Origin of the sequence: Actinoallomurus sp. NPDC050550, assembly GCF_040655075.1 — a bacterium.
In the GTDB taxonomy this organism is placed as follows: domain Bacteria; phylum Actinomycetota; class Actinomycetes; order Streptosporangiales; family Streptosporangiaceae; genus Actinoallomurus.
Genome location: NZ_JBFAJC010000069.1, coordinates 44,259 through 54,331, shown reverse-complemented (window position 1 = coordinate 54,331; position 10,073 = coordinate 44,259). Strand labels below are relative to the sequence as shown.

Sequence of the window (10,073 nt, the reverse complement as noted above, 5' to 3'; positions counted from 1 at the left end):
GCGGGTGATCTAGACACTCCCTCGACTACCAGAAGCCCTCTTCCGTCTCCAGAGCCGACACGCGACCCCACCCAAACCGTCTGCTAACAGGCTCTCAGAGCGATGTGCCTTGGGTATGGTCGACACGCGTTGGCGCACGTTCTTGGCATACCCTTACGGTTGGGCACATGAGGCAAGGGCGGCATCGGGAGCGCGCTGGCAACCGGCGACGCCGAACCGAGCCGGCATCGCGTGCCCAGGGGCTGGTGGCCGAGACCGATGTGTTGATCGCGGGCCTGTTTTCCGCTAAGCGCAAGGACCACGCTCAACTCATGGATGCTCTGGCCGCCGAGGTGACCGCACGCGGCGGCCGGGTTGTCGGGCGATTCGTACAGCGTCGGGGTATCTCGGGCGGCAAGAAGGGCAGTGCGCCGGGCGGGAAATCGAACATGGACCGCCCCTACTCGCCACGGACGCTCATGAGCATGGGCAAGGTAAAAGAGATCGCAGCGGCTCGCGCCACGACCGGCGCAGGCGCCGTCGTGTTCTTCAACGAACTGACCGGCAGACAGCGGACCCTGTTGACCGAGATCATTGGGTGCCCGGCCCTGAGCCGCTGTGACCTGGAGCGCGCCCTGGAGCCTCCGACGGCCAGTCAGGAGTGCTGACCGTCGCGGGGATCCTCGGCCTTCGCCTGGGGGAGATCGAGGCCGTCGCCCGGGGTCTGGTCACGGGGGTCGTCGGTAGCGTGAAGGAGTCCGCCGAGGCCTACGGGGCGGGTCGTCGCTGCGATGCACCCACCTCGTACAGGAGAAGCGTACGGATCCCGGCGTGGACGTCGCCTCGCGCTCGGTGACGCACACGTCCGCCCTCATCGACGAGGAACTCGTCGCTGACATGCGTCCTGGGGCTGGCGGGCCAGGAGCCGACGGCCAACCGGATCGGCACCACTTTGCGGTTTGACGCTCATCGACGACCGGTTCTCCTTTACCCTCTCCGGAGGCCACTGGAGCGTCGGCCAGGCGCTCAACGAGGTGCTGTGGGAGGACGTGCCGGTGCAGAACAACCTCCGGCGCTGGGCCACCCGCGACACTCGGCTCGGAGGGCGGCACATCAAGGTCGGCGACGGGCTGATCATGTGCCTGGCCGGGGCGAACGCCGGTTCGTACGTGCGGTCCACCGGTTCCACCGGCAGCACCGCGAATTACGCGCACCTGTCGTTCGCCCATGGAAGTCACGGCAGCCATGGATGCCCGCGCCCCGCACGTGAGATCGCCGAGGTGATCACTCAGATGGTGGACCGGCTCCCGGACATGATGCTCGCCGTACGGCCCGAAGAGCTCACCTGGCGGACGTCCTTCCAGGTCCGCGGCCTTGTCCCTGCCCGTGATTCTCTCCGACGCACCCCGTCGGCGGTTCCTGATCGACACTGTGGAAAGCACCTCATGACCGAACTTGAGCCGACCCCCGACCCTGCCGAGATCCCACAGGGTGAGCTCGACGGCGCTTCCAGACCCGCAGCCGGACCGCGCCGCCCATGAAATCCTCCCCGGCATCGAGCGCCGGGTGAGCCTGATCGCAGTCTCCTGGAAAGCAGGCCATGTCTCCACTGGACCCGACCGCCGACGCGACGATCCGGCCCCTGGGCCCTCCATCCCCGGCTCACCCGGACGCCGTTCCCCTGTACGGATCGAGTTACGAGAGGGAAGACCCCGCCCGGATGTACGGGGAGCTGAGGAAGGACCACGGGGCGGTCGTGCCCGTGCTGCTCGTGGGTGACATCCCCGCCTGGCTGGTGATCGGGTACCGCGAGCTCCACCACGTCGTCGGCGACCCGAACCTGTTCGCCCGTGACTCCCGCCACTGGAACCAGTGGGAGCGGGTCCCGCCCGACTGGCCGCTGATGGCGTTCGTCGGTTACCAGCCCTCCATCCTGTTCACCGCGGGGGCCGAGCATCGGCGGCGCAGTGGGGCGATCAGCGATGCCCTGGCGGAGGTCGACCAGTTCGAGTTGCGCGCCCGGTGTGAGCAGTTCGCCGACGGGCTGATCGACGATTTCGCCGGTAGCGGCAAGGCGGAACTACTGACGCAGTACGCGTACGCGATGCCGGTGCTGGCCGTCGCGGGGATCATGGGCATACCCCCGGGCCAGATCCAGGCCGTCGCCCGGGACGTCGTCACGGCCCTGGACGGCGGGGAGGACTCCCTCGAGGCCTTCGGGCGGGTCGCTGCCGCGATGTCCGAGCTCGTGCAGACCAAACGCCTCGAGCCCGGCCCCGACGTCGTCTCTCGCATGGTGACCCACCGGGCGGACCTCACCGATGAGGAACTCGCTCAGGACCTGATCATCATGATCACAGCGGGACAGGAGACCACGTCCAACTGGATCGGCAACACCCTCCGCCTGATGCTGATCGACGACCGGTTCTCCCTGACCCTGGCGGGCGGCCGCCAGAGTGTGGGCCAGGCGATGAACGAGGTGCTGTGGGATGAATCGCCCGCGCAGGGCACCGTGGGTCGCTGGGCCACCCGTGACACCCAACTGGGCGGACGGTACATCAAGGCCGGTGACCTGCTCGTCGTCGGGCTGGCCGGAGGAAACGCCGATCCGCAGGTGCGGTCCGGACTCGACGTCGGCGCAGGGGGCAACCACGCCCACCTGTCCTTCTCCCACGGCGACCACGGGTGTCCCTACCCGGCTCCGGAGATCGCCGAGGTCATCGCCGAGACCGCGGTCGAGGTGCTGCTGGACCGCCTTCCGGACGTGAGGTTGGCGCTCCCGCCGAACGAACTCCAATGGCGGTCGTCCTTCCAGATCCGTGGCCTCACCGCGCTGCCGGTGGAGTTCTCCCCGACGCCCCCCGTCGGCGCTTCTCGATAGATCGTTCCCGTACAGCTCACTGCGGACGCCGAGCCCTGCTGCCGGGCGCCGCAAGGACGCTGACCGCGGGACCTGGGTGGTGACCGATGCACCGGGCTAGGCGGTAGACGGGTACGAAGCCGGGTGCCGTCGCGGCGATGAGTCTGCCGGCGCCCACAGGTCTACCTCCCGACCGAGACGACCAACTCATCGGGAGTAGGGCATGGGCCTCATCCACATCGAGCTGTTCGCAACCCTCGACCTCGTCGGGCAGGCGCCCGGCGGCCCCGACGAGGACCCGGTGGGGTTCCCGTTCGGCGGCTGGCAGGCGCCCCTGCTGGACGAGGTCGCCGGGGCGCAGATCGGCGCCGCGTACGAGGGCACGGACGCCCTCCTGCTCGGCCGGCGGACGTATGACATCTTCGCCGCCTACTGGCCGTACCAGGAGGGCGGCGAGGACAACGAGATCGCCACGCTCTTCAACAGCGTCCCGAAGTACGTGGCCTCCCGCGGCAGGCCCGACCTCTCGTGGGCCGGGTCCACACAGCTCGGCCCGGATCTGGCCGGCGCGGTGCGCGAGATCCGTGACCGGCACGAGCACGTGAAGGTCGTCGGGAGCCTGAACCTGGTGCAGACCCTCCTGCGCGAGAGGCTCTTCGACCGTCTCGACCTCTGGGTGCACCCGATCGTGCTCGGCGTCGGGAAGAAGGTGTTCGACGGTGGCGCGGCGCCCACGAACGTCACACTCCTCGAACCGCCGGTAGCCGGTCCGAAGGGCACCGTGTACCTGCGCTACGGGCTCGCCGATGGCACGCCCGGGACGGGGGACATGAGCGCACCCGATCGTGGTGCCGGGCGCGACGGCTGAAGCCGCCTCGCGCCAGGTGGGTCCGTGTCGTCGGCGGTGAATCCGCCAGGTCGGCACGGGAAAACGGAAGGAAGACCTGTCTGAGCGAGGCCGGTCGATGATGCCGCCGTGGCCGCCGTGGCCGCCGTGGCCGCCGTGGCCGCCGTGGCCGCCGTGGGCGGCGTGGGCGCTTTGGCCCGGTCATTTGGCGATGAGGTGGAAGGCAGGATCATCGCTCGCTCATCGGACCTACTCGGAGTTGGTACGTGTTGTGGCTTGGCGGGCGCGGTGGTTGGCGACGTTGATGCGGTTGCCGCACAGGCCGGGCATGCAGTAGCGGCGGCGACCGGGCCGGGTGGTGTCGATGAACGCTCCCCGGCAGGTGGGCGCGCCGCATGGGCGGAATCGCTGCTCGCCGAGGGTGTGTACGACCCCGAGGATGCCGATGCCGCAGGTCAACGAGAGGGCGTCGGCGATGGTTGCTCCGTCGCGGAGTGGGGCGGCCCAGCGGGTGCGGTTCACGTGTGCGGGATCGGGGATCAGGGTGGTGCCCTGGGCGGGCGAGGTGAGCGTGGTGGCGCCGGCGATGAGGTGGTCGCGGTCGGGCTGATCGATCAGGTCGCGCACGGTCGTACGAAGTGCGTGGACCGCATGGAGGTCGGCTGTGCGGGCGCGGCGGGCAAGTTCGGACAGCGCGCCGGTCCCGTCTCCGTGTAGGTCGGTGAACGCGACGAGGGCGGCCACGTCGGGCAGGTGGTCGTCGCCGCGCCAGACCTCGGCGGTGGTGTTGACGAGCTCGGTCGCGACACCCGCCGCCCAGACGTAATCGTCAAAAGCAACTTGCATCCCTTACGAACCTCCCGCTACCGTCGATTAAAAGCGACTTTACCCCTTACGTCTGAAGCTGATTCGCGGCGTGGTGACCGCCGCCCCACGCCCCTGCTTCGTTCAGGAGACCGCGCCCATGTCAGAGCTGCAGATCGATGCCGTCGTGTTCGACGTGCTCGGCACGCTCGTCGACGAACCCGCCGGTATCCGCGCCGGCATCCGTGAACTCGCCCCCTCGCTCGACGATCCCAGGATCGATCAGCTCTTGTCGCTGTGGCAGCAACACATCGACCGCGAGCAGCGTCGCATCCTCGACGGCGACCGGCCCTATCTCGCCGGCGACGCCCTCGATCGGGAGGCCGCCCGGCTCGTCGCCGACGCCGCCGGGGTCGACGACCCGGCCGCCGTGGCGGAGCTGGCTCTGTCGGCTCGCCGGCTCCCGCCGTGGCCCGACACCGTGGCAGGGCTCGCCCGGCTCGCCGAACGGTTCCCGCTGATCGGACTCTCGAACGCGAGCCGGACGGCGCTGCTGGGACTCAACGCGCATGCCGGACTGCGCTGGCACCAGGCCTTGTCCGCCGAAGACGCCCGGACGTACAAGCCGGACCCAGCGGTCTACCAGTTGGCCGTCGCCGTCTCCGGACGACCACCGGAGCGGCTGCTGATGGTCGCCGCCCACGCCTGGGACCTGCGCGGCGCGCGGGGCCTCGGCCTGCGCACCGCCTACGTCGCCCGCCCCGTCGGCGACCCGCCCACCTCCTCGGACCGGTTCGACCTGCACGCCGACGACCTGGCCGACCTGGCGGACCGGCTCGGCAAGGCCTGATCACGCTGCCTCCGGCGTGAACAGGCGCCACTCATGCACGAGCGACAACTGCGGGTCGGTCTACCGGGCCGTCTCGGACGGTGAGCCGTCTGCGGAGGCCGCCAGCTGGTGCCATTGCCGCCAGGTGTGCAGCCGCTGCGTGTACGCCTTCTCCGCCAACGGGTACGGGTAGGTGCCGAGGAACAGTCGCAGCGACGGTTCGGCCGCGTCGGCGAGGGCCAGGATCGCCGTGGCGGTGGCGCGTGGGTCGATCGGCTTCAGTCCTGTCGTCGCCGTACGGCGCGCGCTGCGAAACTGTTCGTACGGCGGCAGGGGCTCGGCCCACACGGCGGAGCTGCCGTTCCAGTCGACCACCCGCTCGTCGGCCGGTTTCCGATGTGCCGGCACGTGCTGCGCATCGACGGCGCCGACGGCCAGGTGATCATCGCCTACCGGCCCGAACCCAGCGGGCCGGCCGCCGCGGTGCTGGCCCGGCTCGCCGCACTCCAGGCGTCCTGATCAGCGGTGGCAGATTTTTGCCCGCGATGTCGATTCGGCGGTTCCGCCATTCGACCTAGAGGTGAGAGGGTCCGAACGGGGCCCGGGACTCTGCAGGAGAAGACCGTGAAGTACATGCTGATCATGCGCGCGACCGACGAAGCGTACGCCTCCTTCATGGACGTCGACTTCAACGAGATCATCGAGGCCATGGGCCGGTTCAACAACGAGATGATCTCGGCGGGCGTGCTGGTCGCCGCGGAGGGGCTCGACGACGCGTCGCAGGGCGTCGTCGTGGACTACTCCTCCGACCCTCCGGTCGTCACCGACGGGCCGTACGGTGAGACCAAGGAACTGTTCGGCGGCTTCTGGATCCTCGATGTCGCTTCGAAGGAAGAGGCCGTCGCGTGGGCCAAGCGGGCGCCGATGAGCGGTCCGGGGATGAAGGCCGAGATCCGTCGCGTCACCAGCATCGACGAGCTCCCGCAGGACAACGAGTGGATTCAGAAGGAGCGGGCGTGGCGGGTGGCGACCGGCCAGCTATGACCCCGCCGGACGGCGGCCGGCAGGCCGTCGTGGCGGTGTGGCGGATCGAGTCCGCGCGCATCGTCAGTACGCTCGCCCGGTTCACCGGCGATTTCGCGCTGGCCGAGGACCTGGCCCAGGAGTCGCTGGCCGAGGCGCTCGTCGCCTGGCCGCGCGATGGCGTGCCGCGTAATCCCGCGGGGTGGCTGCTCACCGTGGGGCGGCGTCGTGCCATCGACTCCTTCCGTCGCCGTTCGGCTCTCGACGAGAGGTACGCCGCCCTCGCCCGGCATCTGGACGAGGGCGGTGTCGCCTCTGGTGACCCGGCGACGCCCGCACCGGACGGTGACCTGCTGTGGGATCCGGACCGCATCGACGACGATGTGCTGGCGCTGATGTTCATCGCGGGAGGCGCAGATCGCGCTCACGCTCCGCGTCCTCGGCGGTCTCACGAGCGACGAGATCGCCCGCGCCTTCCTCGTACCGACCGCCACGGTGCAGGCTCGGATCACGCGGGCCAAGAAGACGCTCGCGGCCGCGCAGGTGGCGTTCGAGGTGCCGCCGCCCGACGAGTGTCGCAAGCGACTCGGCTCGGTGCTCAGTGTGCTCTACCTGATCTTCACGGAGGGCTCGACCGCCACCTCCGGAAGTGAGTGGATCCGCCCCGACCTGGCTCGCGAGGCGATCCGGATGACCCGGATCCTGGCGCGGCTGGTCCCGGACGCGTCGGAGGTGCACGGCCTGCTCGCGCTCCTCGAGCTCACCGCCGCACGGTTCCCGGCGCGCCTGGACGCCGACGGCGAACCGGTCCTGTTGGAGGAGCAGGACCGTCGGCGCTGGGACCGGGCGGCGATCCGGCGCGGGCGGGCGGCCTTGGCCCAGGCCGGGCGGGTCGGGCGTGGGCTCGGCGCCTATGGCGTGCAGGCGGCGATCGCCGAGTGTCATGCGGTCGCGACGTCCGTCGAGCGGACGGATTGGGAACGGATCGTGCTGCTCTACGAGGCGCTCGGCCGGCTGGCGCCGTCGCCCGTCGTCGAGCTCAACCGAGCAGTCGCGGTCTCGATCGCCCAGGGCCCGGCGGCCGCGCTGCCCATCGTCGACGACCTGGTCGAGGCGGGCGGCCTCTCCGGCTCTCACCTGCTGCCGAGCGTACGCGGCGAGCTGTTCAGACGCCTCGGGAAGTTCGACGACGCGCGCCATGAGATCGAGCTCGCCGTACGGCTCTGCGGGAACGAACGTGAGCGCCGCCTGCTCCAGCGCAGGCTCGCCGACCTGGACTGAGACCGGCGAGGCGCGCGTCATCGGCGGGGGCGGCGTGCTGACTCCGTGTGCCGCCACCGCTGTCCGAGTTCCTCGTCGCTCGGTGGGGAAGCGGGCAGTGGCGTGGCCGACGTGTCGGCGCGCAACGCGTCCAGTACGAGCGTCAGGTAGCGGCGGCGCAGCTCGGCGGTGCGATCGGCGTCGCCGAGACGGATCGCGGTGATCTGGTCGAAGATCATTGGGATGTCGCGGGCGTTCACGTCCGGCCGCAGCGCGCCGGCGGTCTTCGCGCGCTCGAGGATCCGCGCGGCGAGCGAGGACGCGTCCGCGGCCAGGCGGTGCATCTCCGGGGTCGGGGTGAACGTGCCGGCCAGGTGCACGGTCAGAGAGTGCACGTCCGAGTCGATGACCTCGCCCACGAAGGCCGCGAAGGCGTCCCAGGGATCGCTGTGCCGGACCGGCGCCGACTCCGCGATCGCCATGAACCGGCGCAGGCCGTCCTCGCAGAGTGTCCGCAGCAGCTCTTCCTTGCCGGCGTAGCGCCGGTACAGGGCGCCGACGCCCACGTCCGCCTCCTCCGCCACCGCCGAGATCGGCGCCCCAGGGTCGCGGATGAACACGGCTCGGGCGGCGTCGAGGATCACCTGGTCGTTGCGGGCGGCTTCGGCCTGGCGGCCTCGCAGGCCAGGGGTCTTGGTCTCCATGGTTCCGATTCTAGCTTGAACGGAAGGTTCTGTTCCGATACTGTTTGAACAGAATGATCCGTTCCGATTAATCCGGAGGTTCGCATGACCGCCACGTCCTGGTCGCTGCTCGAGCAGTCCCACAACGCGCTGCGCGCATCCGTCGCCGAGGTCGCCGGCGCCGGCTGGACCGCGAAGACGCCGTGCGACCAGTGGAACGTCGCCCAGGTGCTGCGGCACGCCGCCGGCGACCAGCGTGCCTACGCCGCCGCGATCACCGGCGCCGGCGGGCCGGAGGAGAACCCGTTCGACCCCGCGACGGACGCTCCCGGCGACCCGAAAGACCTCCTTGAGACCGCCCTAGACGCCTCGGCGCGGGCCTTCGCCACCGTGACGCCGGACGCGCAGGCCGTCCCGACGCCGCTGCCGCAGGGGCCTCTGCCGGCCGAGGTCGCCGTCGGCGCCGCCGCGCTGGACGCCGCCGTGCACGCCTGGGACATCGCGGTCGCCACCGGTCGCCCGTCGCCGCTGAGCGCCGACCTTTCCGAGCGACTCCTGCCGGTGGCCGAGGCCCTCGCCGAGCCGCTCCGCGGCTTCGCGTACGCGCCCGCCCTCGACCCGCACCCGGCCGACGACGCCACCGCCGCGCTGCTGCGCTACCTCGGCCGCGACCCGGAATGGGCCCGCTGATCCATACGGGGGCTGCCACGGGACGATCGCCGAGGGCCGGAGTGACCTCCGCCGCCCGGCGGCACGGTGCCGGAGCCGATCGGTGCCGTGCCGCTGGAGGACCTGGCTCGGGGGTATCCGGTGGACCTTGCTCCGGATGCCGCTCGGCCGGACGGAGACCCTCCTAGGCCGCCGCCGGATGGCCCTTGAACACCTGCCGGGTGTGCCACGCGACGTGGTCGGCGGCGAGGGCGGGCCGGCCCGGCTGTGGAGCGGTGAGACGGCGCCCGGAGAGTGCGTGGACGGCCTGGCCGGCGTCGCTGCGCGCGACGTACAGCTCTGAAACGCGAATGCGAAGCTCGCTCGTCAGCCCGAGGACTCCCAGGTCGAACAGGGCGTGATGCAGGGCGCACAGGGCGAGCGCATTGTCGATCTCGTCCGGCCCCTCCTGGCTGTGCCATCGGACGTGCGCGGCCTGGAGGCCGACGGGGTTGCGGCCGAGCGCTCCGTCGAAGCCGCACATCGCGCACGCGTAGGCGTACGCGCGCAGCACCTGCTCGGCGAATCCCGCCTTGCGGCCGCGTCCCCCAGACGTCGGGGCGGCAACCGTCGGGTCGAGGGCGGCGAGGTCCAGGCCGACCGCCGTGCAGATCAGCTCGGCCAGGGCGGGCGTGAAGTGACGGTCGAGGAGCACCCGTACGGCCGCCGCCATGGTGGACGGCGTGCCCATCAGCCGTTCCACCGGAGGCCGGAGCCGTCCGGTCGTCGCGCGGTCGAGGAGCCATCCGCGACGTTCCGGCGCATCCGGGCCGATCTCGGCGCCGGTACCGTCTCGCAGCTCCCAGAGCTCCCGCTCGAGGTGGACGAACGGCATCGCGGCGCGCTGCCGAGCCGCCGACGGACTCGCGACGGGCGGGCCGAACTCGTTAATGAGGAGGCTGACCGGCTCCTCGGCCTCTTCATAGGTGACGGCGCTGCTCCCCGTGGCCGTCAACCGCCCGAACAGCCACAGCAGCAGCAACGGCTTGTGCGGGGCGCGGACACCGCCCACGTTCGCCCGGCGCAGGCCGGCCAGCCGCTCCAACAGATCTTCCCTCCGCACCCACGCCACTGTGCCAC

Annotated in this window: 11 protein-coding genes and 1 pseudogene; 8 read left to right on the top strand and 4 right to left on the bottom strand. The window is 70.8% G+C overall.

All coding sequences use genetic code 11. The annotated features are described in order from the left end of the window. Window positions 1–245: 245 nt before the first annotated feature. The 4 genes from AB0I04_RS48520 to AB0I04_RS48505 all read left to right on the top strand — a co-directional run bounded on the left by AB0I04_RS48520 (window position 246) and on the right by AB0I04_RS48505 (window position 3,707). Window positions 246–647, top strand: a complete 402-nt coding sequence (locus AB0I04_RS48520; protein ID WP_360901376.1) for a hypothetical protein — start codon at window positions 246–248, stop codon at window positions 645–647. A 291-nt stretch (window positions 648–938) separates the two neighbouring features. Then, a complete protein-coding gene (locus AB0I04_RS48515; protein ID WP_360901373.1) occupies window positions 939–1,520 on the top strand; it encodes a hypothetical protein in 582 nt (193 codons plus the stop codon). 59 nt (window positions 1,521–1,579) lie between these two features. Next, entirely contained in the window at window positions 1,580–2,860 is a 1,281-nt protein-coding gene (locus AB0I04_RS48510) for a cytochrome P450 (protein WP_360901370.1), read from the top strand. A gap of 202 nt (window positions 2,861–3,062) precedes the next feature. Then, window positions 3,063–3,707 carry a dihydrofolate reductase family protein gene (locus tag AB0I04_RS48505; protein ID WP_360901367.1) on the top strand — a complete coding sequence of 215 codons (645 nt, stop codon included), beginning with the start codon at window positions 3,063–3,065 and terminating at the stop codon, window positions 3,705–3,707. Between the two features lie 228 nt (window positions 3,708–3,935). Here the strand turns inward: AB0I04_RS48505 and AB0I04_RS48500 are convergent, their stop codons facing one another. Further along, window positions 3,936–4,532 carry a CGNR zinc finger domain-containing protein gene (locus tag AB0I04_RS48500; RefSeq protein WP_360901364.1) on the bottom strand — a complete coding sequence of 199 codons (597 nt, stop codon included), beginning with the start codon at window positions 4,530–4,532 and terminating at the stop codon, window positions 3,936–3,938. Between the two features lie 118 nt (window positions 4,533–4,650). Here AB0I04_RS48500 and AB0I04_RS48495 point away from each other — a divergent pair, with 118 nt between their 5' ends. Further along, window positions 4,651–5,340, top strand: a complete 690-nt coding sequence (locus tag AB0I04_RS48495) for a haloacid dehalogenase type II (RefSeq protein WP_360901362.1) — start codon at window positions 4,651–4,653, stop codon at window positions 5,338–5,340. 60 nt (window positions 5,341–5,400) lie between these two features. Here AB0I04_RS48495 and AB0I04_RS48490 read toward each other — a convergent pair whose 3' ends face one another. Further along, a complete protein-coding gene (locus tag AB0I04_RS48490) occupies window positions 5,401–5,727 on the bottom strand; it encodes a hypothetical protein (RefSeq protein ID WP_360901359.1) in 327 nt (108 codons plus the stop codon). A 216-nt stretch (window positions 5,728–5,943) separates the two neighbouring features. Between AB0I04_RS48490 and AB0I04_RS48485 the strand changes: the two genes are divergently transcribed. After that, complete coding sequence (locus AB0I04_RS48485; protein ID WP_360901356.1) at window positions 5,944–6,363, top strand: YciI family protein; 420 nt, start codon at window positions 5,944–5,946, stop codon at window positions 6,361–6,363. Continuing rightward, window positions 6,360–7,623: pseudogene (locus AB0I04_RS48480) on the top strand (DUF6596 domain-containing protein). Before AB0I04_RS48485 ends, AB0I04_RS48480 begins: the two are co-directional and overlap by 4 nt. Before the next feature lie 17 nt (window positions 7,624–7,640). On the opposite strand, the gene AB0I04_RS48475 reads toward AB0I04_RS48480, so the two are convergent. Continuing rightward, complete coding sequence (locus AB0I04_RS48475; RefSeq protein ID WP_360901353.1) at window positions 7,641–8,306, bottom strand: helix-turn-helix domain-containing protein; 666 nt, start codon at window positions 8,304–8,306, stop codon at window positions 7,641–7,643. An 84-nt stretch (window positions 8,307–8,390) separates the two neighbouring features. Between AB0I04_RS48475 and AB0I04_RS48470 the strand changes: the two genes are divergently transcribed. After that, the gene (locus AB0I04_RS48470; RefSeq protein ID WP_360901350.1) at window positions 8,391–8,975 is read left to right on the top strand and encodes a TIGR03086 family metal-binding protein; all 585 of its coding nucleotides are present in this window, start codon (window positions 8,391–8,393) and stop codon (window positions 8,973–8,975) included. Between the two features lie 163 nt (window positions 8,976–9,138). On the opposite strand, the gene AB0I04_RS48465 is transcribed toward AB0I04_RS48470, so the two are convergent. Then, the gene (locus AB0I04_RS48465) at window positions 9,139–10,056 is read right to left on the bottom strand and encodes a phosphorothioated DNA-binding restriction endonuclease (RefSeq protein WP_360901347.1); all 918 of its coding nucleotides are present in this window, start codon (window positions 10,054–10,056) and stop codon (window positions 9,139–9,141) included. Window positions 10,057–10,073: the final 17 nt, after the last annotated feature.

What these genes read in the sequence shown, in the direction of transcription:
- AB0I04_RS48475 (WP_360901353.1), bottom strand. Translation starts at nt 8,306, where the DNA reads ATGGAGACCAAGACCCCTGGCCTGCGAGGCCGCCAGGCCGAAGCCGCC.
- AB0I04_RS48510 (WP_360901370.1), top strand. Translation starts at nt 1,580, where the DNA reads ATGTCTCCACTGGACCCGACCGCCGACGCGACGATCCGGCCCCTGGGC.
- AB0I04_RS48500 (WP_360901364.1), bottom strand. Translation starts at nt 4,532, where the DNA reads ATGCAAGTTGCTTTTGACGATTACGTCTGGGCGGCGGGTGTCGCGACC.
- AB0I04_RS48495 (WP_360901362.1), top strand. Translation starts at nt 4,651, where the DNA reads ATGTCAGAGCTGCAGATCGATGCCGTCGTGTTCGACGTGCTCGGCACG.
- AB0I04_RS48470 (WP_360901350.1), top strand. Translation starts at nt 8,391, where the DNA reads ATGACCGCCACGTCCTGGTCGCTGCTCGAGCAGTCCCACAACGCGCTG.
- AB0I04_RS48505 (WP_360901367.1), top strand. Translation starts at nt 3,063, where the DNA reads ATGGGCCTCATCCACATCGAGCTGTTCGCAACCCTCGACCTCGTCGGG.